The sequence below is a fragment of the Enterobacter cloacae complex sp. IR5418 genome (assembly GCF_049238105.1).
Taxonomy (GTDB): Bacteria; Pseudomonadota; Gammaproteobacteria; order Enterobacterales; family Enterobacteriaceae; genus Enterobacter; species Enterobacter hormaechei.
Genome location: NZ_JBMKHS010000033.1, coordinates 1 through 22,033 on the forward strand (window position 1 = coordinate 1; position 22,033 = coordinate 22,033).

19 protein-coding genes and 2 pseudogenes are annotated in these 22,033 nt (G+C 57.0%); 13 read left to right on the plus strand and 8 right to left on the minus strand.

The genetic code is table 11. The features are described 5' to 3' along the window. Positions 1-57: 57 nt before the first annotated feature. Both mdtQ and ACOTX7_RS19655 read left to right on the plus strand, forming a co-directional pair. A pseudogene (mdtQ, locus tag ACOTX7_RS19650) lies at positions 58-1,260 on the plus strand (multidrug resistance outer membrane protein MdtQ); the annotation flags it as partial. Between the two features lie 50 nt (positions 1,261-1,310). Further along, positions 1,311-2,075, plus strand: a complete 765-nt coding sequence (locus ACOTX7_RS19655) for an SDR family oxidoreductase (protein WP_221812903.1) — start codon at positions 1,311-1,313, stop codon at positions 2,073-2,075. A 4-nt stretch (positions 2,076-2,079) separates the two neighbouring features. Here ACOTX7_RS19655 and ACOTX7_RS19660 read toward each other — a convergent pair whose 3' ends face one another. Then, positions 2,080-2,652, minus strand: a complete 573-nt coding sequence (locus tag ACOTX7_RS19660) for a DedA family protein (protein ID WP_221812904.1) — start codon at positions 2,650-2,652, stop codon at positions 2,080-2,082. A gap of 157 nt (positions 2,653-2,809) precedes the next feature. On the opposite strand from ACOTX7_RS19660, the gene ACOTX7_RS19665 reads away from it, so the two are divergent. Both ACOTX7_RS19665 and pbpG read left to right on the plus strand, forming a co-directional pair. Then, positions 2,810-3,397 (plus strand): Yip1 family protein, encoded by a 588-nt coding sequence (locus ACOTX7_RS19665; RefSeq protein WP_221256234.1) that lies wholly within the window; start codon positions 2,810-2,812, stop codon positions 3,395-3,397. A gap of 167 nt (positions 3,398-3,564) precedes the next feature. Further along, positions 3,565-4,488, plus strand: a complete 924-nt coding sequence (gene pbpG, locus ACOTX7_RS19670; RefSeq protein ID WP_006811291.1) for a D-alanyl-D-alanine endopeptidase — start codon at positions 3,565-3,567, stop codon at positions 4,486-4,488. Positions 4,489-4,583: 95 nt separating this feature from the next. On the opposite strand, the gene ACOTX7_RS19675 is transcribed toward pbpG, so the two are convergent. After that, a complete protein-coding gene (locus tag ACOTX7_RS19675) occupies positions 4,584-5,138 on the minus strand; it encodes a GNAT family N-acetyltransferase (protein ID WP_221812905.1) in 555 nt (184 codons plus the stop codon). An 81-nt stretch (positions 5,139-5,219) separates the two neighbouring features. Further along, complete coding sequence (gene dld, locus ACOTX7_RS19680; protein WP_205923574.1) at positions 5,220-6,998, minus strand: D-lactate dehydrogenase; 1,779 nt, start codon at positions 6,996-6,998, stop codon at positions 5,220-5,222. Positions 6,999-7,187: 189 nt separating this feature from the next. Between dld and bglX the strand changes: the two genes are divergently transcribed. The 5 genes from bglX (at position 7,188) to ACOTX7_RS19705 (ending at position 13,373) form a co-directional block, all read left to right on the plus strand. Continuing rightward, a complete protein-coding gene (gene bglX / locus ACOTX7_RS19685; protein WP_221256232.1) occupies positions 7,188-9,485 on the plus strand; it encodes a beta-glucosidase BglX in 2,298 nt (765 codons plus the stop codon). Positions 9,486-9,621: 136 nt separating this feature from the next. Next, the gene (gene osmF, locus ACOTX7_RS19690) at positions 9,622-10,539 is read left to right on the plus strand and encodes a glycine betaine ABC transporter substrate-binding protein OsmF (RefSeq protein WP_006811286.1); all 918 of its coding nucleotides are present in this window, start codon (positions 9,622-9,624) and stop codon (positions 10,537-10,539) included. 12 nt (positions 10,540-10,551) lie between these two features. Next, positions 10,552-11,709, plus strand: a complete 1,158-nt coding sequence (locus tag ACOTX7_RS19695; RefSeq protein ID WP_006811285.1) for an ABC transporter permease — start codon at positions 10,552-10,554, stop codon at positions 11,707-11,709. Continuing rightward, positions 11,702-12,652 (plus strand): ABC transporter ATP-binding protein, encoded by a 951-nt coding sequence (locus ACOTX7_RS19700; RefSeq protein WP_047354472.1) that lies wholly within the window; start codon positions 11,702-11,704, stop codon positions 12,650-12,652. The genes ACOTX7_RS19695 and ACOTX7_RS19700 overlap by 8 nt, the downstream gene beginning before the upstream one ends. Next, positions 12,636-13,373 carry an ABC transporter permease gene (locus ACOTX7_RS19705; RefSeq protein WP_047354473.1) on the plus strand — a complete coding sequence of 246 codons (738 nt, stop codon included), beginning with the start codon at positions 12,636-12,638 and terminating at the stop codon, positions 13,371-13,373. Before ACOTX7_RS19700 ends, ACOTX7_RS19705 begins: the two co-directional genes overlap by 17 nt. Here ACOTX7_RS19705 and ACOTX7_RS19710 read toward each other — a convergent pair. Then, a complete protein-coding gene (locus tag ACOTX7_RS19710; protein ID WP_022648678.1) occupies positions 13,348-13,461 on the minus strand; it encodes a protein YohO in 114 nt (37 codons plus the stop codon). The genes ACOTX7_RS19705 and ACOTX7_RS19710 overlap by 26 nt on opposite strands. 69 nt (positions 13,462-13,530) lie before the next feature. After that, complete coding sequence (gene mlrA / locus ACOTX7_RS19715; protein WP_032673954.1) at positions 13,531-14,271, minus strand: HTH-type transcriptional regulator MlrA; 741 nt, start codon at positions 14,269-14,271, stop codon at positions 13,531-13,533. Between the two features lie 218 nt (positions 14,272-14,489). On the opposite strand from mlrA, the gene ACOTX7_RS19720 reads away from it, so the two are divergent. Genes ACOTX7_RS19720 through ACOTX7_RS19730 form a run of 3 tightly spaced genes read left to right on the plus strand, consistent with a single transcriptional unit; the run spans position 14,490 to position 17,405 of the window. Then, a complete protein-coding gene (locus ACOTX7_RS19720) occupies positions 14,490-16,175 on the plus strand; it encodes a sensor histidine kinase (RefSeq protein ID WP_006811280.1) in 1,686 nt (561 codons plus the stop codon). Beyond that, positions 16,169-16,888, plus strand: a complete 720-nt coding sequence (gene btsR, locus ACOTX7_RS19725) for a two-component system response regulator BtsR (RefSeq protein WP_006811279.1) — start codon at positions 16,169-16,171, stop codon at positions 16,886-16,888. The genes ACOTX7_RS19720 and btsR overlap by 7 nt, the downstream gene beginning before the upstream one ends. Before the next feature lie 46 nt (positions 16,889-16,934). Continuing rightward, entirely contained in the window at positions 16,935-17,405 is a 471-nt protein-coding gene (locus ACOTX7_RS19730) for a DUF1456 family protein (RefSeq protein ID WP_006811278.1), read from the plus strand. A gap of 109 nt (positions 17,406-17,514) precedes the next feature. Here the strand turns inward: ACOTX7_RS19730 and metG are convergent, their stop codons facing one another. Further along, positions 17,515-19,548: a methionine--tRNA ligase gene (gene metG, locus ACOTX7_RS19735; protein WP_221256231.1), complete on the minus strand. Its 2,034-nt coding sequence runs from the start codon at positions 19,546-19,548 to the stop codon at positions 17,515-17,517. Positions 19,549-19,713: 165 nt separating this feature from the next. On the opposite strand from metG, the gene apbC reads away from it, so the two are divergent. Beyond that, positions 19,714-20,823, plus strand: a complete 1,110-nt coding sequence (apbC, locus tag ACOTX7_RS19740; RefSeq protein WP_006811276.1) for an iron-sulfur cluster carrier protein ApbC — start codon at positions 19,714-19,716, stop codon at positions 20,821-20,823. A gap of 89 nt (positions 20,824-20,912) precedes the next feature. On the opposite strand, the pseudogene ACOTX7_RS19745 reads toward apbC, so the two are convergent. Together ACOTX7_RS19745 and ACOTX7_RS19750 are read right to left on the minus strand one after the other, a co-directional pair. Then, positions 20,913-21,391: pseudogene (locus ACOTX7_RS19745) on the minus strand (GNAT family N-acetyltransferase). Continuing rightward, entirely contained in the window at positions 21,342-21,674 is a 333-nt protein-coding gene (locus ACOTX7_RS19750; protein WP_032673951.1) for an RcnB family protein, read from the minus strand. The pseudogene ACOTX7_RS19745 and the gene ACOTX7_RS19750 overlap by 50 nt, the downstream one beginning before the upstream one ends. Between the last annotated feature and the right edge of the window lie 359 nt (positions 21,675-22,033).

Below are 22,033 nucleotides of genomic sequence, written 5' to 3' on the forward strand. Positions count from 1 at the left end.
GAAGATGCGTGATCTGATCCTTCAACTCAGCAAAAGTTCGATTTATTCAACAAAGTCGCGCCGGATATGCAAATTGCCCGCCAGCGCATTACCCTGGCGGAAGCACAGGCGAAAGCCGCGATAGCTGCGGATGGCCCACAACTGGATTTTTCCGCAGATGTTGAACGGCAAAAGATGTCGGCAGAGGGGCTGATGGGGCCATTTGCGCTGACCGACCCGGCGGCAGGGACGACCGGCCCATGGTACACCAACGGCACCTTTGGTCTGACGGCGGGCTGGGATCTGGATTTATGGGGTAAAAACCGCGCCCACATTGAGGCCCGCATCGGTAAAGTGAATGCGCAAAAAGCGGAGCTGGAGCAGACCCGCCAGCTGCTCGCCAGCAGCGTCGCGCGGCTGTACTGGGACTGGCAGACCGAGGCCGCGGTGGGTGACGTGCTCGCGCAGATCAAACGTGAGCAGGAAAACATCATCGGGGCCGATCGTGAACTCTATCAGCACGGTATTACCTCCTCGGTGGAAGGGGTTGAAACGGATATCAATGCCAGCAAAACCGATGAACAGCTCGCTGACGTCCACGGCAAAATGAAGGCTATTGAAGCGCGTCTGAATGCGTTGACCAATACTCCTTCGCTCACGCTCACCCGGCATGCATTACCGGACGTAGAGGCCTCGCTGCCGTCAACGCTCGGTTATGAACTGCTGGCTCGTCGCCCGGATTTGCAAGAGGCGCACTGGTATATCGAAGCGTCCATGAGTGACGTGGAGGCCGCCAGAGCCGCGTTCTACCCTGACGTCAATTTGATGGCGTTCTTGCAGCAGGATGCATTGCACCTGAGCGACCTGTTCCGCTCATCTGCGCAGCAAATGGGCGTGACTGCGGGTCTGACGCTGCCAATCTTTGACAGCGGTCGGTTAAATGCGAACCTGGATATCGCTCAGGCGCAGAACAACCTCTCCGTGGCGAACTACAACAAGGCCGTGGTGGATGCCGTAAATCAGGTCGCCCGGACGGCCAGCGAAGTGGAAACGCTGACCACCAAAAATCAGCACCAGCAGCAGATCGAAAAAGACGCGGCGCGCGTCGTTGCGCTGGCGCAGGCGCGCTTCAGCGCGGGGATCATTGCTGGCTCCCGCGTGAGTGAAGCCAAAATTCCGGCGCTCAAAGAGCGTATTTCCGGATTATTGCTGAAAGGTCAGTACGTGGATGCCACGCTCCAGCTCACTTCCGCGCTGGGTGGTGGATATCATCACAGCTAAATTCGCGCATTATCTATACTTACCTCTTTGCAGATTTTCAGGAGGTGAGTATGACGCGAGTTGCAATTGTTACCGCATCGGATTCAGGGATTGGTAAAACGACGGCCCTGATGCTGGCCGAACGCGGGTTTGATATCGGGGTGACCTGGCATTCAGATGAGAAAGGGGCGCTGGCAACCTGCCGTGAAATTGAAGCGCGCGGGCAGTGTGCCGAGGCCATCCATCTTGACTTAAGCAATCTGCCGGAAGGCGCAAAAGCAATTGACACGCTGATCGCGCGTTTCGGGCGGCTGGACGTGCTGGTTAACAACGCCGGGGCGATGAGCAAAGCGCCTTTTCTGGAACTGTCTTTTGACGACTGGCGGCACATTTTCACCGTTGACGTGGACGGCGCGTTTCTCTGCTCGCAAATAGCGGCGCGTCAGATGGTGAAGCAAGGGGAAGGGGGGCGGATCGTGAATATCACCTCGGTGCATGAACATACGCCCTTGCCGGACGCCAGCGCCTACACCGCCGCAAAGCATGCCCTGGGCGGGTTAATTAAGTCGATGGCGCTGGAACTGGTTAAGCATAAGATCCTGGTAAACGCCGTTGCGCCCGGCGCGATCGCCACCCCGATGAACGACATGGACGACAGCGAAGTGAAAGAAGGCTCAATGCCGTCAATTCCGCTGGCGCGGCCTGGCCACACCAAAGAAATTGCCAGCCTGGTGGCCTGGCTGTGTGACAGCGACGCCAGCTATACCACCGGGCAGTCGTTTATTGTCGATGGCGGTTTTATGCTGGCGAATCCGCAGTTTAAGCCGGAAGGGTAGGGTTTCATTCATCTCCCTGCCGCTTTTCACGATGCCTGAGCCACAGCCGGACCCCAATCACCGCCGCAACCACCAGGATCAACCAGGCCCAGTGTTTAAGATGCTGATCGAGATTATGCAGCCACGGGCCTATCACTTCGCCACCCACGTAGCCCAGCGTGGTGAAAATCAGCGCCCAGGCAATCGCCCCGAAAATATTCAGCGGCAGGAAAATTTTCGGCGGCAAGCGGCTTGCGCCAATCAATATCGGCCCAATAATGCGAAAGCCGTACATAAAGCGGGTGCCAATCACAAACAGGTAAGGATGTCGCTGGATGAGCCGCTGAGCGCGGCGGATTTTCTTTTGATGCTTAGCAAAACGTTGTAGCAGCGTCGGGCCAAAGCGCAGCCCCAGAAAGTAGAGCAGCTGATCGCCAATCATACCGCCCAGCGCGACGGCGGCGACCACCAGCGGAAATTTCAGCAATCCCTGATGTGCGGCGACACCGCCCAGCAGGGTGATGGTTTCACCCTCTGCCACGCTGCCAATCACCAGCGCGGCGTAGCCATATTGTTCAATAAGACCGTTGATATCCATTACGTAAACGTCGTCTCCCTTTCTGTGCCTGCGTTAATCATATACCCCATCCATCAACCGCGCGGCAATCAACGGAAATTTCCCACTGTACAGAAAATAATCTTAAGCCTGCATTATACTTAAGCTATCGCTGACGGGCCGACAACAAGGGGGCGTTATGAACCATGTCTGGGGACTTTTCTCCCATCCCGATCGTGAAATGCAGGTTATCCGTAACGAGAACGAAACGGTCGCGCACCACTATACCCACCATGTCCTGCTGATGGCAGCGGTGCCGGTGGTCTGCGCGTTTATAGGTACTACGCAAATCGGCTGGAACTTTGGTGACGGCACCGTGGTTCAGCTATCCTGGTTTACCGGACTGTACCTGGCCATTCTGTTTTATGGCCTGATGCTGGCCGGGGTGGCGGTGATGGGGCGGGTCATCCACTGGATGGCGCGTAACTATCCGCAGCGCCCGTCGCTGGCACACTGTATGGTCTTCGCCGGATATGTCGCGACCCCGCTGTTCTTAAGCGGTATTGTCGCGCTCTATCCCCTGGTCTGGCTGTGCGCGCTGATCGGTACGGTTGCCCTCTTTTACACCGGTTATCTGCTGTATGTGGGGGTGCCAACCTTCCTCAATATCAATAAAGAAGAGGCCCTGAGCTTCTCCAGCTCTACGCTTGCCATCGGCGTGCTGGTCCTTGAGGCGCTACTGGCCCTGACAGTTATTCTTTGGGGTTATGGATACCGTCTCTTTTAAGTTCCCTGCATTGCTGGCGTAAATGCCAGCAATGCAGCATCTGGTTATGATTCTCTGCTGGCGACAACGCACGGTGACCGCTATGATGCCGAAGCCAGCCTGTGTTTATCCGTTGACACAGGCGGTGTACGTCATAACGTGCGTGAATCATTATCAGAAGTCTCATCATGCTGAAATTTCGAGTGTCACTCCTTAGTCTTGCGCTGCTGTTGGGCGTGTCCGCTACCGCGCCAGCCATCGCCAAAACGCCCGCAGTCGCTACCGCTGCTGCGCAACCCCAGATTGCGTCCGGCAGCGCGATGATCGTTGACCTGAATACCAATAAGGTGATCTACGCCAGTCATCCGGATCTGGTGCGCCCGATCGCTTCCATCACCAAAGTCATGACCGCGATGGTGGTGCTTGATGCACGACTGCCGCTGGACGAAAAGTTAAAGGTGGATATTAGTCACACGCCAGAGATGAAAGGGATCTACTCTCGCGTGCGTCTGAACAGTGAAATCAGCCGTAAAAATATGCTGCTGCTGGCGCTGATGTCCTCAGAGAACCGCGCGGCGGCAAGCCTCGCCCACCATTATCCTGGCGGTTACGACGCCTTTATCCGCGCGATGAACGCTAAAGCCAAAGCGCTGGGGATGAAGAATACCCATTTCGTGGAGCCAACCGGTCTGTCGATCCATAACGTCTCGACGGCAAGGGATTTAACGAAGCTGCTGATCGCCAGTAAGCAATACCCGCTGATTGGTCAGCTCAGCACTACGCGTGAAGAGATGGCGACATTCTCGAATCCGGCGTATACGCTGCCGTTCCGCAATACTAACCATCTGGTGTATCGCGATAACTGGAATATTCAGTTAACCAAGACCGGTTTCACCAATGCGGCAGGGCACTGCCTGGTGATGCGCACCGTGTTTAACGGTAAGCCAGTGGCGCTGGTGGTGATGGATGCTTTCGGCAAATATACCCACTTTGCGGATGCCAGCCGCCTGCGCACCTGGATTGAAACCGGGAAAGTGCAGCCGGTGCCAGCTTCAGCGCTGGCGTATAAAAAGCAGAAAGCGGAACAGATGGCGACGGCGCAGAACGATTAGGTAAAAGCAAAACGGTAACGCATGTTACCGTTTTTAATGTTTTCTCCCTCTCCCCGTGGGAGAGGGCCGGGGTGAGGGCACCAGGCTGCACCGGCTTACTCAGGCAGCGTCCAGTCCCCGTCGTTGAGCGGGCGCTGCATCAACACCGTGTCCCGCCAGTCGCCTTTCTTGTATCCCGCACTCCTGAGCTGACCCACCATCTCGAAACCGTGCTTTTTATGCAGACGTAACGACCCGGGGTTATTTTGCCCGTCGCCGACCACGGCAATCATCTGCCGCCACGGTCCTTGTTCACAACGGGCGATCAGCGCCTGGAGTAAGGCCGAGCCAAACCCGCGACCGGTGGTACTGGCATCCACATAGATGGATTCCTCAAGGGTGTACCGGTAGGCCTGGCGTGGACGATAAAAGGTGGCGTAGCAGTAGCCGACGACAATGCCGCGATACAGCGCAACCAGCCAGGGTAAACCGCTGTCGGTCACACGCTTCATCCGCTCACGCATCTCATCGACGGTGGGGGGAACTTCCTCGAAGGACGCACGGCCATGAAGCACATGCCAGGCGTATATCGCCGAGATGGCATGCGCATCGTCAGGAAGGGCGTCGCGCACCTCGATTTCAGTTTCGGGGAAAATCTCTACAGCCGACATGGTCTGCCCGCTCCTCATTTGGAAAGCCAGAGAAACGCTTCTCTGGCAACAGGCAGATACTCTAGTACGTTTGAGGCGAGCTTAACAATCTCTTAAATTTGGCTGTACGGGATCGTCAGCGGCCTGAGTATTGCGCTGCTCTGTTTCAGCAGGCTCTTTCCAGTATTTCTGCCGCGTTGTCTTACCAATGCCGGGGTTCATACTGTTTGTTGGATCATTTTTACGATAAAACTGTTTAAGCGTCTCCGGCGCCTTATACAGGTGACCCACGTTGTGTTCGGCAGGATATTGTGCGCCGCGCTCATGCAGCAGCGCCAGCATCTGCTCTTTCAGCGCATGCGCGTCGACCCCTTTTTTGACGATGTAATCCTGGTGGAAGACATAGCACATAAAGTGGCCGTAATAGAGCTTGTGCACCAGCTTGCTGTCAATCTCCGGCGGCAGATGCTCAAACCATTCGGTGTCGTTGCGACGCAGGGCAATATCCAGCGCCAGAATATCCTCCACCTCTTCGGAATGCACCGCCTGGTAACGGATAGCGGCGCCCGCCGCGGCGAAGCGGTGCAGGAAGGCTTTGCTGCCTTCTTCCGGCGTACAGGCAAAGAAATCCCCGTCGGCGGTTTTGAAGAACTCGGTAAGCCAGCTCTGCGCTTCAGCAATCCCGTCCCCGGCCATTTTCAGCAGCAGGTGGTGCTCATATTTGTCGCGCCAGGTCTTCATGCGTTCCGGGAGATGCGCCGGGAAGACGTTGCCCAGCTTCTGCATAAAGCGGTCGGTAAAGTGGGGCTTGAACAGCGACACTTTCTCCAGCATCGCGTCGGTGCGGCCCTTCATGGTGAAGAAGAACGGCATTTTGTCGGTGCCGAGCTTGTCGATCATCAGGAAGGTATCTTTGCCGTAGCGTTCGGCGATGTCGTAAATATCCCGGTGCATATACTCGCCCGCCACCGGCAGGTGAGTGAACTCGGCCAGAATATGACGGCGGATCTCCGTCAGCACCTCCGGCTGATTGGTGCCGATGTAAAACACCTGCTGCTTTTTCTCTGCCGGGAAGGTATCAAGGCGCACCGCAAAAACGGCCAGTTTGCCCGCGCAGCCGGAGGATTCAAACAGGCGATCCGGGTCGGCGTTATAGCGCGCTGGGGTATCGGCCTCGATATCGCGCACGCGGGTGATGTAATCGTGGTCATGCGCGTGACGACCGTCGTGCTGCACGTCTTCGTCCTTCACCCGATCGTCATCGAGCTTGCTGAGGATCTGTTCCGGCGTTACGCCCAAATCGATGCCCAGGTGGTTAACCAGCGTCAGCTTGCCGTTTTCATCGATACGGGCAAACAGCGACATTTCAGTGTAAGCCGGGCCGCGCTGCACCAGTGAGCCGCCGGAGTTATTGCAGATCCCGCCGATCACCGAGGCGCCAATGCAGGAGGAGCCTATCACCGAGTGCGGTTCGCGTCCCAGCGGCTTAAGCGCCTTTTCCAGCGAGTAGAGCGTTGTGCCGGGGAAGGCGAGTACCTGTTCGCCTTTGTCGAGCAGGTGCAGTTTGTCGAGGCGCAGGGTGCTTATAATCACGATGTCACGATCGTAATCGTTGCCGTTCGGCGTGGAGCCTTCGGTCAGGCCGGTATTCGCAGCCTGCATTAAAATAATCTTGTCTGCCGCAACGCAGGCACTCAGCACGCGCCACAGTTCAAGCAACGTACCGGGGAAGACCACCGCCAGCGCGTCGCCCTGGCCGGAGCGAAAGCCCTTACGGTAGCGGGCGGTTTTGGCCGGGTCGGTAAGCAGGTGAGAGTGACCAACCAGGCGCGACAGTTCGTTAATAAAAGCCGTGTTATCGTCAGTTCGAACAGAAGACATCTTCCACTCCTTGTGGTGGGGCAAATTTCTCGCTGTAAAGCATAGCGCGATTAGCCGTTGAGCGGTCGGGTATTCATGAGAAAAATCAGAGAATAACCCTGCAAGGTTTTGAGGCTTTGTGGCACACTGCGCTTTTCGCACGGTCTGGCCGGGTGCTTCCCGCGGTTATTGATGAGAGAGAATAACAACATGAAATGGCTATGTTCTGTAGGTGTCGCCGTCAGCCTGGCGCTGCAACCTGCGCTGGCAGAGGATTTGTTTGGTAATCACCCGCTCACGCCTGAAGCCCGCGACGCCTTTGTCACGGATTTGCTCAAAAAGATGACGGTCGATGAGAAAATCGGCCAGCTGCGCCTGATCAGCGTCGGCCCGGATAACCCGAAAGAAGCCATCCGCGAGATGATCAAAGACGGGCAGGTCGGGGCTATCTTCAACACCGTTACCCGCCAGGATATCCGCACCATGCAGGATCAGGTGATGCAACTCAGCCGCCTGAAAATTCCTCTTTTCTTCGCCTATGACGTGGTGCATGGCCAGCGTACCGTCTTCCCGATTAGCCTCGGGTTAGCCTCCTCCTTCAACCTCGATGCGGTGAAAACCGTTGGGCGCGTTTCTGCTTATGAAGCGGCAGACGACGGCCTGAACATGACCTGGGCGCCAATGGTGGACGTCTCGCGCGACCCGCGCTGGGGCCGGGCCTCGGAAGGCTTCGGTGAAGACACCTTTTTAACCGCCACGATGGGCAAAACCATGGTGGAAGCGATGCAGGGCAAAAGCCCGGCAGATCGTTACTCGGTGATGACCAGCGTCAAGCACTTCGCCGCCTATGGCGCGGTGGAGGGCGGTAAAGAGTACAACACCGTCGACATGAGCCCGCAGCGCCTGTTCAACGACTATATGCCACCGTACAAAGCGGGGCTGGATGCGGGCAGCGGCGCGGTGATGGTGGCGCTGAACTCTCTCAACGGCACGCCTGCCACCTCCGATTCGTGGCTGCTGAAAGACGTGCTGCGCGACCAGTGGGGCTTCAAGGGCATCACCGTTTCGGATCACGGTGCGATTAAAGAGCTGATCAAGCACGGCACGGCGTCTGACCCGGAAGATGCGGTACGGGTGGCGCTCAAGTCCGGCATCAACATGAGCATGAGCGACGAGTACTACAGCAAATACCTGCCGGGGCTGGTGAAGAGCGGCAAGGTGACGATGGCTGAACTGGACGACGCCGCTCGCCACGTGCTGAACGTGAAATATGACATGGGGCTGTTTAACGATCCGTACAGCCATCTGGGGCCGAAGGACTCAGACCCGACGGACACCAACGCCGAAAGCCGTCTGCACCGTAAAGAAGCTCGCGAAGTGGCCCGCGAAAGCCTGGTGCTGCTGAAGAACCGCCTCGACACGCTGCCGCTGAAAAAATCCGGCACCATTGCCGTGGTCGGTCCGCTGGCCGACAGCAAGCGCGACGTCATGGGCAGCTGGTCCGCTGCGGGCGTGGCGGATCAGTCCGTCACGGTGCTGACCGGCATTAAGAGCGCGGTGGGTGATAACGCGAAAGTGGTTTACGCCAAAGGCGCGAACGTCACCGACGATAAAGACATCGTCACTTTCCTCAACCAGTACGAGGAAGCGGTGAAGGTAGACCCGCGCACGCCGAAGGAGATGATCGACGAAGCGGTTAACGCCGCGAAGCAGTCCGACGTGGTGGTCGCCGTGGTCGGTGAAGCGCAGGGGATGGCGCACGAAGCCTCCAGCCGTACCGATATCACCATTCCGCAGAGCCAGCGCGATCTGATCGCGGCCCTGAAAGCCACCGGCAAGCCGCTGGTGCTGGTGCTGATGAACGGTCGTCCGCTGGCGCTGGTGAAAGAGGACCAGCAGGCTGACGCCATTCTGGAAACCTGGTTCGCCGGTACTGAAGGCGGTAACGCCATTGCCGACGTGCTGTTTGGCGATTACAACCCGTCAGGCAAGCTGCCGATGTCCTTCCCGCGCTCCGTCGGGCAGATCCCGGTTTACTACAGCCACCTGAACACCGGTCGTCCTTATAACGCCGACAAGCCGAACAAGTACACGTCTCGTTATTTCGATGAAGCGAACGGCCCGCTGTATCCGTTTGGCTATGGTCTGAGCTACACCACCTTTACGGTCTCTGACGTAAAAATGTCGGCGCCAACGATGAAGCGTGACGGCAGCGTGACCGCCAGCGTGGACGTGACCAACAGCGGCAAACGCGAAGGTGCGACGGTGATCCAGATGTACGTGCAGGACGTCACGGCCTCCATGAGCCGTCCGGTGAAACAGCTGCGCGGCTTCGAGAAGGTCAACCTGAAACCGGGCGAAACCAGAACGGTTAGCTTCCCGATTGACGTGAATGCGCTGAAGTTCTGGAATCAGCAGATGAAATACGATGCCGAGCCAGGCAAATTCAACGTCTTTATCGGTGTGGATTCCGCCCGCGTGAACAAAGCCGAATTCGAACTGCAATAACCCCTCCTGCCTCACCATCCCCCGCACTGCGGGGGATGTCTCTCCTCAAGCACTAAAAACGGTTAAATGCGCTGTTTTAAGCTACGCTTTTCTCTCAAGCCTATGAAAAAGGCCACAAAATAATGAGGAAAACAGCATGACGATGATTAAGGGGATCGCTGGTTCGACGGTGCTACTGGCGGCGCTGAGCCTGCCGCTACAGGCCGCAGAGCCGGTTAAGGTGGGTTCCAAAATTGATACCGAGGGCGCGCTGCTCGGCAATATCATTTTGCAGGTGCTCGAAAGCCACGGCGTGAAAACGGTTAATAAAGTTCAGCTTGGCACCACGCCGGTCGTCCGCGGTGCCATCACGTCCGGCGAACTGGATATCTACCCGGAATACACCGGCAACGGGGCATTCTTCTTCAAGGATGAAAACGATCCGGCCTGGAAAAATGCCAAAGCCGGGTACGAAAAAGTCAAAAAGCTGGACGCGGAAAAAAATAAGCTGGTCTGGCTCACGCCTGCACCGGCCAACAACACCTGGACCATCGCGGTGCGCAAAGATATCGCCGAGAAAGGCAAGCTCACCTCGCTTGACGATCTCAGCCGCTACCTGAAAGAGAAGGGCGAGTTTAAGCTCGCGGCCTCGGCAGAGTTTATTGAGCGCGCTGATGCCCTGCCAGCGTTTGAAAAAGCCTATGATTTCAAGCTTGATCAGGCACAGCTGCTCTCTCTGGCGGGTGGCGACACGGCGGTGACCATCAAGGCGGCGGCGCAGCAAACCTCTGGCGTCAACGCGGCGATGGCCTACGGCACCGACGGCCCCGTCGCGGCGCTTGGTCTGCAAACCCTGACCGACCCGAAAGGCGTTCAGCCGATTTACGCCCCAACCCCGGTGGTGCGCGAGGCGGTTCTGCAAGCCTACCCGGATATCGACGCATGGCTGAAACCGGTGTTTGAAAAACTGGATGCGAAAACGCTGCAACAGCTGAACGCCAGCATTGCCGTTGAGGGGCTGGATGCCAAAAAAGTGGCTGCCGACTTCCTGAAACAACAAGGGCTTGTGAAGTAACGGGATAAGGCTGTGCCAATAAAATGTCATAACCGCGTCCTGCTGCTGTTGGCCTGTGTGGCCATCGCGGCGGTCGCGTTACCCTTTGTAAATGTCGCGCCAAACCGTCTGGTATCGGGCGAACCGCGCGCGCTCTGGCAGATCTGGTCATTTACGCCGCTGCTGCTGGGCGCGGCGCTGGCGAGTGCCGTTGTCCTGGCGTTCTGGCCAGGGCGTGCCGCACAGTGGCTGACGCTTCTGCTCAGCGAAGCGCTGTTTATCGTACTGTTCTGGAGCGCAGGGCAGGCGGCAACGCAGATGGCCTCGGTTGAAAGCCCGCTTGCGCGCACGTCAATTGGCAGCGGCCTGTGGCTGTGGCTGGCACTCTGCCTGCTGGTCTGTAGCGATGCCATTCGCCGTCTGACGCCGATGCCCGTCTGGCGCTGGCTGCTGAATGCGCAATTCTGGGTTATCCCGCTGCTGATCCTTTTCAGCGGCGATCTGAATCATCTGTCGCTGCTAAAAGAGTACGTCAACCGCCAGGAGGTGTTTGACAACGCGCTGGCGCAACATCTGACGATCCTGTTCGGAACGTTGATCCCGGCGCTGCTGCTGGGTGTCCCGCTGGGGATGTGGTGCTACCGGCATCCCAGCCGCCAGGGGGCCGTTTTTACCGTACTCAACGTTATTCAGACTATCCCCTCCGTCGCCCTGTTTGGCCTGCTGATTGCTCCCCTCGCTGGTCTGGTGAAATCCTTCCCCGCGCTGGCTGCGGCAGGGATTGCCGGAACCGGGCTGACGCCTGCCCTTATCGCCCTTGTGCTGTATGCGCTGCTGCCGCTGGTGCGCGGCGTGGTGGCGGGGTTAAGCCAGGTTGCGCCTGACGTGCTGGAAAGCGCCCATGCGATGGGAATGAGTGCGCGCCAGTGTTTCTGGAAAATACAGCTGCCGCTTGCGCTGCCGCTGCTGGTTCGCAGCCTGCGGGTGGTGACGGTGCAGACCGTGGGAATGGCGGTGATTGCCGCGCTGATCGGTGCGGGCGGCTTTGGGGCACTGGTGTTCCAGGGCCTGCTCAGCAGCGCGCTGGATCTGGTGTTGCTGGGCGTCGTGCCCACGATTGCGCTGGCGGTCGTACTGGATGCCCTGTTTGCCCTGTGGCTCGCGCTGCTCAGGAGAAGAGCCAATGATTGAATTTCATGATGTAAGTAAAACCTTTGCGGGCCGTCCGGCGGCAAGCCACCTCAATCTGCATTTTGCCGAGGGGGCGTTCTCGGTATTGATCGGGACGTCGGGGTCGGGAAAATCCACGACGCTGAAGATGATCAACCGGCTGGTGGAACACGACAGCGGAACGATTCGCTTTGCCGGAGAAGAGATCCGCAGCCTGCCGGTGCTGGAGCTGCGGCGGCGTATGGGCTACGCCATTCAGTCCATCGGCCTGTTTCCCCACTGGACGGTGGCGCAGAACATTGCCACCGTGCTACAGCTGGAAAAATGGTCCCGGGCGAAGATCAACGAGCGTGTCGACGAGCTGATGGCGCTGCTGGGCCTGGACGCCTCGCTTCGCGACCGCTATCCGCACCAGCTTTCCGGCGGGCAGCAGCAGCGGGTCGGGGTGGCGCGTGCGCTGGCCGCCAACCCGCAGGTGTTGCTGATGGATGAACCCTTCGGCGCGCTGGATCCGGTCACCCGTGGCGCACTTCAGGCCGAGATGAGCCGCATCCACCGTATTCTTGGCCGCACCATCGTGCTGGTGACGCATGATATCGACGAGGCGCTACGGCTGGCCGATCGACTGGTGCTGATGGATCACGGCGAAGTCGTCCAGCAGGGGACGCCGCTTGAGCTGTTAACGGCGCCAGCAAACGATTTTGTGCGTGAGTTTTTTGGCCGCAGCGAGCTGGGCGTCAGGCTGCTCTCGCTGCGCACCGTCAGAGACTATATGCGCCCGCAGGAGGCACAAATCGGTGGTGAACCGCTGCACGATGCGATGAGCCTGCGCGATGCCCTGTCGGCGTTTGTTGCCCGGCAGTGCGAGGTGTTACCCGTTGCGGACGGGCAGGGGACGCCATGCGGGACGATCCATTTTCGCGATTTGCTGGCTGGGGAGGTGACGCGTGAAGTGGGTACGTGATCCGTTACTCTGGCTGACAGGACTGTTCATCGCCTTACTCTACCTGATGCCACACAGCGCGGCGCTGTTTAATGCGCTCATTCCCGGGCTACCGCGCCCGGTGTACCAGCAGGAGAGCTTTGTTAATCTCACCCTGGCGCACTTCTGGCTGGTGGCGGTGTCAAGCGTGATTGCCATTGTGCTGGGCGTTGGCGCCGGTATTGCGGTGACGCGGCCTGCGGGCAGGGAGTTTCGCCCGCTGGTGGAGACCATCGCCGCAACGGGGCAGACTTTCCCGCCGGTAGCCGTGCTGGCGATTGCCGTACCGGCGATCGGTTTTGGGCAGGAGCCTGCCATCATTGCGCTGATTTTGTACGGCGTGTTGCCCATTCTGCAAGGGACGCTGGCGGGCATTGCGGCGGTGCCTGCATCGGTGCTGAGCGTAGCGGAAGGAATGGGAATGAGCGCCTGGCAGCGGCTGGTGAAGGTCGAACTGCCGCTGGCCGCCCCGGTGATTATCGCTGGCGTGCGGACGTCCGTGATTATCAACATTGGGACGGCAACCATCGCCTCGACGGTCGGCGCGAATACGCTGGGGACGCCGATCATTATCGGATTAAGCGGGTTTAATACGGCTTACATTATTCAGGGGGCGGTTCTGGTTGCGCTGGGGGCGATTGTGGTGGATCGCCTGTTTGAACGCCTGGCTGGATACCTCAGCCAACACCGCCGCGAACAATAAATGAATAACCTGCAAGCATAACGCCACCGATACCGCTGACGGCCATCAGTGCAAAAAGGGTAATTACGGCCAGTTTCGTTGCCTTCATCATGTGCTCCTGTTGTTAACGGAACAATTATACGGTGAAGCGCAGCTGTTAATGAACCATTAAATGCCGTTACGAGGCATTTGGCCCCAGCGAGTAAACGGGATAACCATGTTCGCGCCACTCCATCAGGCGCTGCTGCTGGGAAGCAGAGGGGACTTCGCCGCACCAGACCAGCAGCGTCTGTCCCTCAAAGAGTTCCGGTCTGAGCTGGGCCAGCGAGTGGGCAAGCACGTCAACGCGCCAGCCCTGCTGGGTGGCAATCCAGGCTTCGAGCCACAGCCGGGTGGTATCGTGCACGTTCCAGCCGATCACCAGCGCATCTTTACTGTTTTTATTCCGCGCTGAGGCAAGACAGACGGAAATATAGTTAATCAGCACGCCGTCAAGCATGCTGAGCAGCGCCTGTAAGGTGGTTTGCTGACACTGGAGCCGTCGCCGTAAGGGAATAAAAAGATGGGTGATCAGGGTTTGCGCGGGGTAGTCGCGACCCTGTTCTTTGATCCAGCCGCGCAGACGCTGCACATTACCGCTCTGCAACAGCCTCAGCAGCGTTTCCTGCTGCTCGCGCCAGAGATGCTGCGTATCAGGATCGTCCTGGCTCAAAAGCGATTTCACCTTGCCGACCTGTACGCCGTTGTCGATCCAGCTTTTGATCTCGCGGATCCGGTCAATATCCGCATCGTTAAACAGGCGGTGCCCGCCGTCCGTTCTTTGCGGCTTAAGCAATCCATACCGTCGCTGCCACGCCCGTAGCGTAACGGGATTGATATCACACAGGAGTGCCACTTCACCTATCGTGTAAAGCGCCATTTTCGCCCCCAGGCTTGCGCGTCCCCAGCTTAACTGTAGACCCACTTTGCGGAACCAGGAAGATTTGATTCTTTTTTGTACAAATTATACGAAAGATGGGTTATCTCCGGCAAAAGGTGTGATGGCGGACACGATTTATCGCTTTTTTGGCATGTTTCAAAGAAAGTTAATCGCCATCAGTGTATGTTACGCGTTTTTAGAATGTGCGGTTTGTGAGTATGTACGAGTTTAATCTGGTGCTGCTGTTGCTTCAGCAGATGTGCGTGTTCCTTGTCATCGCCTGGTTGATGAGCAAAACGCGCCTGTTTATTCCGCTGATGCAGGTCACCGTCCGTCTGCCGCACAAATTCCTCTGCTACGTCGTATTTTCCATATTCTGCATTATGGGGACCTGGTTTGGGCTCCATATCGAAGATTCCATCGCCAATACGCGTGCCATCGGCGCGGTAATGGGCGGGCTGCTTGGCGGCCCGGTCGTGGGCGGTCTGGTGGGGTTAACCGGCGGCCTGCATCGCTATTCGATGGGCGGTATGACGGCGCTAAGCTGCATGATCTCCACCATCGTCGAAGGGCTGCTCGGTGGTCTCGTCCACAGCTATATGATTAAGCGCGGTCGCCCGGATAAAGTGTTCAGTCCCCTTACCGCCGGGGCGATCACCTTCGTGGCGGAAATGGCGCAGATGGCGATCATCCTGCTGATTGCGCGCCCGTTTGACGATGCGTTACACCTGGTCAGCAGCATTGCGGCGCCGATGATGGTCACCAATACCGTAGGCGCGGCGCTGTTTATGCGCATTCTGCTCGACAAACGCGCCATGTTCGAAAAATACACCTCGGCATTTTCTGCCACCGCTTTAAAAGTTGCGGCGTCGACGGAGGGGATCCTGCGTCAGGGGTTCAACGAAGAGAACAGTATGAAGGTGGCGCAGGTGCTTTATAAAGAGCTGGATATCGGGGCCGTGGCGATTACCGATCGTGAAAAGCTGCTGGCGTTTACCGGTACCGGGGACGACCACCATCTGCCGGGAAAACCGATCTCCTCAGCCTACACCCTGCGCGCCATTGAAACGGGTGAAGTGGTGTATGCCGACGGAAATGAAGTCCCGTACCGCTGTTCCCTGCATCCGCAGTGCAAACTCGGCTCTACGCTGGTCATTCCTCTGCGGGGCGAAAACCAGCGCGTGATGGGCACTATTAAGCTTTACGAAGCCAAAAACCGCCTGTTCAGCTCCATCAACCGCACGCTGGGGGAGGGGATCGCCCAGCTGCTTTCGGCGCAAATCCTTGCAGGGCAGTATGAACGGCAAAAAGCGCTGCTGACGCAGTCAGAAATTAAGCTCCTGCACGCTCAGGTGAATCCGCATTTCCTGTTTAACGCGCTCAACACGCTGAAGGCGGTGATCCGCCGCGACAGCGATCAGGCCGCGCAGCTGGTGCAATTTCTGTCGACATTTTTCCGCAAAAATCTGAAGCGGCCTTCGGAAATCGTCACCCTCGCGGATGAGATTGAACATGTAAACGCCTATCTGCAAATTGAAAAAGCGCGTTTCCAGTCACGTTTACAGGTGTCGTTATCCGTCCCGGATGAGCTGGCGTATCAGCATCTTCCGGCCTTTACCCTGCAACCGATTGTGGAGAACGCCATTAAGCATGGGACGTCGCAGCTGCTGGGCACGGGGGAGATTATGATTTCCGCTTCACGTTTTAACCATCATCTGGTGCTGGATATTGAAGATAACGCCGGGCTGTATGACGTTTCCGCGTCAGGCGGCCTGGGCATGAGCCTGGTGGATAAACGCCTGCGCGCGCATTTTGGTGACGACTGCGGTATCACCGTCGCCTGTGAGCCAGACCGCTATACCCGAATTACCTTACGATTGCCGCTGGAGGAGAACGCATGTTAAGAGTGCTGATTGTTGATGATGAGCCGTTAGCACGGGAAAACCTGCGTGTCCTGTTGCAGGAGCAGAGTGATATCGAGGTCGTGGGCGAATGCGCCAATGCGATTGAAGGCATCGGTGCGGTGCATAAACTGCGCCCGGACGTGCTGTTCCTTGATATCCAGATGCCGCGCATCAGCGGGCTGGAGATGGTCGGCATGCTTGACCCGGAGCACCGTCCCTATATCGTTTTTCTGACGGCCTTTGATGAGTACGCGGTAAAGGCCTTTGAAGAGCACGCGTTTGATTATCTGCTGAAGCCGATTGAAGAGAAGCGTCTTGAAAAGACCCTGACCCGTCTGCGTCAGGAGCGTTCCGTGCAGGACGTGACGCTCCTGCCGGAGCATCAGCAGCCGCTGAAATTTATCCCGTGTACCGGACACAGCCGGATTTACCTCCTGCAAATGGACGACGTCGCCTTTGTCAGCAGCCGTCTGAGCGGGGTGTATGTCACCAGCGCTGAAGGCAACGAAGGCTTTACCGAGCTGACCCTGCGCACACTGGAGAGCCGCACGCCGCTGATCCGCTGCCATCGTCAGTATCTGGTGAACATGGCGCACCTGAAGGAGATCCGCCTGGAAGATAACGGCCAGGCCGAGCTGGTGTTACGTGCCGGGCAGACCGTGCCCGTCAGCCGTCGCTACCTGAAAAGTTTGAAAGAGGCGATTGGCCTGTAAAACTGGTACACTGCGCGCCATTGCATCATCGACATTCGAAGGCTCTATGCTAAGTAACGACATTCTTCGTAGCCTGCGCTACACCCTGAAAGCGAACAATAATGATATGGTGCGCATTCTTGCGCTCTCCGACATGGAATCCACGTCCGCCGGTTTCGACACCTGGATGACCAAAGAAGATGAAGAGGGTTTCGTTCGCTGCCCGGACATCATTCTGTCGGGCTTTCTGAACGGTCTGATCTACGACAAGCGCGGCAAAGATGAATCTGCGCCTGAGCTGGCGCTGGAGCGTCGGGTGAACAATAACACGGTGCTGAAAAAGCTGCGTATCGCGTTCTCGCTGAAAACGGACGATATTGTGGCGATCATGACTGAGCAAAAATACCGCGTGTCCGTGCCGGAAGTGACCGCCATGATGCGCGCGCCGGACCACAAAAATTACCGCGAGTGCGGCGACCAGTTCCTGCGTAATTTCCTGCGCGGGCTGACTCACCGGGTGCATAACACGAAGGGGTGATTTTTAGCCGGGTGGCGGCTTCGCCTTACCCGGCCTACAAAACCTGTAGGCCCGTGCAAGCGTAGCGCCGCCGGGCAAAAAAAAGCCGGATTTTCATCCGGCTTTTTTATTATTTCACCTGCTGTCCTGGCTTCGCGCCTTCGTCAGGGCTTAACAGGAAGATATCCTTCCCGCCAGGGCCTGCGGCCATCACCATCCCTTCGGAGATGCCGAAGCGCATTTTGCGCGGTGCCAGGTTTGCCACCATCACGGTCTGACGACCAATCAGCACCTGCGGGTCAGGATACGCGGAACGAATGCCGGAGAAGACGTTACGCTTCTCGCCGCCGAGATCCAGGGTCAGACGCAGCAGTTTGTCAGAACCGTCTACGAACTCCGCGTTTTCAATCAGCGCCACGCGCAGGTCGACTTTAGCGAAATCATCAAAGGTGATGATTTCCTGAATCGGATCGTCAGCCAGCGGGCCGGTCACCGGAGCGGCAGCTGCCTTCACTTCTTCTTTAGAGGCTTCGACCAGGGCTTCAACCTGCTTCATCTCGATGCGGTTATACAGCGCCTTGAAGGTGTTCACCTTGTGGCTGAGCAGCGGCTGATGGATGGCGTCCCAGGTCAGTTCGGTGTTCAGGAACGCTTCCGCGCGGGCTGACAGCTGCGGCAGAACCGGCTTCAGCCAGGTCATCAGTACGCGGAACATGTTCAGACCCATGGTGCAGATCGCCTGCAAGTCGGCGTCACGGCCTTCCTGTTTCGCCACCACCCACGGTGCCTGCTCGTCCACATAGCGGTTGGCCACGTCTGCCAGCGCCATGATTTCGCGAATGGCTTTACCAAATTCACGGCTTTCCCAGGCTTCGCCAACCGCAGCGGCGGCATCGGTGAAGGTTTTGTACAGCTCAGGATCGGCCAGTTCGGCAGAGAGTACGCCGTCAAAGCGTTTGGCGATAAAACCTGCGTTACGGGACGCCAGGTTCACCACCTTGTTGACGATATCCGCGTTCACGCGCTGCACGAAATCTTCCAGGTTCAGGTCGATATCGTCGATGCGGGAAGAGAGCTTCGCGGTGTAGTAGTAGCGCAGGCTGTCCGCGTCAAAGTGGTTCAGCCAGGTGCTGGCCTTAATAAACGTTCCGCGAGATTTTGACATCTTCGCGCCGTTCACCGTTACGTAGCCATGTACGAACAGGTTGGTTGGCTTGCGGAAGTTGCTGCCTTCCAGCATCGCTGGCCAGAACAGGCTGTGGAAGTAAACGATATCTTTACCGATGAAGTGGTACAGCTCGGCATCGGAATCTTTCTTCCAGTATTCGTCGAAGCTTACGGTGTCGCCGCGCTTGTCACACAGGTTCCTGAAGGAGCCCATGTAGCCAATTGGCGCATCCAGCCAGACGTAGAAATATTTGCCCGGCGCGTTCGGGATTTCAAAGCCAAAGTAGGGCGCATCGCGGGAGATATCCCACTGTTGCAGACCGGATTCGAACCACTCCTGCATTTTGTTCGCCACCTGCTCCTGCAACGCACCGCTGCGGGTCCACGCCTTCAGCATTTCGCTGAAGGACGGCAGGTCGAAGAAGAAGTGCTCGGAGTCACGCATCACCGGCGTCGCGCCGGAAACCACGGATTTCGGTTCGATAAGCTCGGTCGGGCTGTAGGTCGCGCCGCACACTTCGCAGTTATCGCCGTACTGGTCCGGGGATTTACATTTCGGACAGGTGCCTTTAACGAAACGGTCCGGCAGGAACATGCCTTTTTCCGGATCGTACAGCTGAGAGATGGTGCGGTTTTTAATGAAACCGTTCTCTTTCAGACGGGTGTAGATCAGCTCCGACAGCTCGCGGTTTTCGTCGCTGTGCGTGGAGTGATAGTTGTCATAGCTGATGTCAAAGCCAGCAAAATCGGTCTGATGCTCCTGACTCATTTCGGCGATCATCTGTTCCGGGGAAATCCCCAGCTGCTGTGCTTTCAGCATGATCGGCGTGCCGTGGGCATCGTCCGCACAGATGAAGTTCACCTCGTGGCCGCGCATTCGCTGGTAACGGACCCAGACATCAGCCTGGATATGCTCCAGCATGTGGCCGAGGTGGATTGAGCCGTTGGCGTACGGCAGGGCGCACGTTACCAGAATTTTTTTCGCGACTTGAGTCATAGTAGGCATTACTTCTTTTAACTGTGAAAAGGGTTTTCGATGTTACCCGAAAGGTAATAACTACGCCAAGTGATAAGGGCATTAATCCATAAATGATTAATTGTTACCTCTGGGGTAAACTTGGTGATTACACGTCTTTTTCAGAACCACTACAAAGGAGTCGGGATGAGTTCTCAATCCCAGGCCAAATCACCGGAAGCCTTACGAGCAATGGTCGCCGGGACGCTGGCTAATTTTCAGCACCCAACCCTGAAGCACAATCTCACGACGCTGAAAGCGCTTCATCACGTCGCATGGCTGGACGATACGCTGCACATCGAGCTACAGATGCCGTTCGTCTGGACCAGCGCCTTTGATGCCCTGAAAGAGCAAACCAGCTCGGAGCTGCTGCGCATTACCGGCGCAAAAGCGATTGACTGGAAGCTGAGCCACAGCATCGCCACGCTCAAACGCGTGAAAAATCAGCCGGGCGTTAACGGCGTGAAGAACATCATCGCCGTCAGCTCTGGCAAGGGCGGAGTGGGTAAATCGTCTACCGCCGTTAACCTGGCGCTTGCGCTGGCGGCAGAAGGGGCGAAAGTCGGCATTCTGGATGCGGATATCTACGGCCCGTCCATTCCGAACATGCTGGGGGCAGAAAACCAACGTCCAACGTCGCCGGACGGCACCCATATGGCGCCGATTATGGCGCACGGTCTGGCGACCAACTCCATTGGATACCTGGTGACGGACGATAACGCGATGGTCTGGCGTGGCCCAATGGCCAGCAAAGCGCTGCTGCAAATGTTGCAGGAGACAATGTGGCCGGATCTTGATTATCTGGTGCTGGACATGCCGCCGGGCACCGGTGACATTCAGCTGACGCTGGCGCAGAACATTCCGGTTACGGGCGCCGTTGTGGTGACCACGCCGCAGGATATCGCGCTGATCGACGCCAAAAAAGGCATTGTCATGTTCGAGAAAGTGGAGGTGCCCGTGCTGGGTATCGTCGAGAACATGAGCATGCATATTTGCAGCAACTGTGGGCACCATGAGCCTATCTTTGGTACTGGCGGTGCCGAAAAGCTGGCGGCGCAATACCACACGCAGCTGCTGGGGCAACTGCCGCTGCATATCACACTGCGTGAAGATCTGGATAGCGGGAAACCGACGGTGGTCAGCCGTCCGGAAAGTGAATTCGCGGAAATCTATCGTCAGCTGGCGGGGCGCGTTGCGGCGCAACTGTACTGGCAGGGTGAGGTGATCCCAAGCGAGATCGCCTTCCGCGCGGTGTAACGCCTCTGCACGTTAGTGCCGGGTGGCGGCTTCGCCTTACCCGGCCTGGCTCGATTTTGTAGGTCAGGTAAGCGTAGCGCCACCTGACTTTACCCAAGCCGATAGTGCATCAGATAGTACTCTCCCTCCGGAGAATCCCCGTCGCCTCAATGTGCCAGCCGTGTCGCTGGTAAAACGCAATAGCCCGTTCATTCTTCACCAGACACTTCAGCGCGCCTGTACTGGTAAACGTCTTCTGAACCTGTTCCAGTAACAAATGACCCACTCCGAGGCTCTGATACTGCGGGTCGACAAACAGGTTGTGCAGAAAATTATCGTTCGTCCAGACTGAGGCAAAGCCAAGTCGGTGCCCATCCTGCTCCGCCACCCAAATCTCTTCGTCCAGGGTTGCCGCGTCAAAATCTTCAAGCTGCCACACAGAACTGTCCAGCCACGGCCAGGCTTCACGCCGGGCGTGGAGAAAGAGCGTGCGCAGGAAAGGGCGATCGCTCTCCTGCCACGGACGGATGAGGATCGTATCAGCGGTGATAGAAAATATCTCCGTTATAGGCTTTGTAGATTTTGCCATCGGCATCGCCAATCAGAACATAATTTTCACCCATGTAGGTCCAGTGGGTACCGGCATCAGGCGCAGGAAGGTTACGCAACTGGTACTGTTTGATGGTGTACTCGGGCGTCTGATACTGCGCGGGCGCGGTATCGCCAATTTTGAACTTCGTAAAATCGGCAATGAACTCTTGTTCTTCATAGGCTTTGATGCCAGAAGGCGCAGTCGATGCTTGCGGTGCAGCGTGTGCAGCCCCCGCCAGTGACAGTAATACACCCAGAAGCAACAGTTTACGCTTAGCCATTTTTTCTCCAGTCATATCGTTACTGATACTTTTTGTGCGCCGATCCGCATAAGGATGGCAGGCAGTTCATTTTAAGTATCTAAACAAGGTGAGTTTGAAAAAAAATGTAACAAAAGTGAACGGATTTGTGTAGTCAACGTGATGATTAAATATTTGGGCGATGAATAGGGTTTTGCTTATATAGTAAAAATATTTATCGATTTATTAATTAATTCTGAAAAGACATTTTCAGCGCAAATTTCCAAAGATCAACGCATGCATTCGATAAATGAAACATTTAAGATTGCACTAAACTAAGCTTCCACATTCCAGAGTCATAAGTTGATGATCTCTCGTAACGGATGATGGCGTGGCGGGCT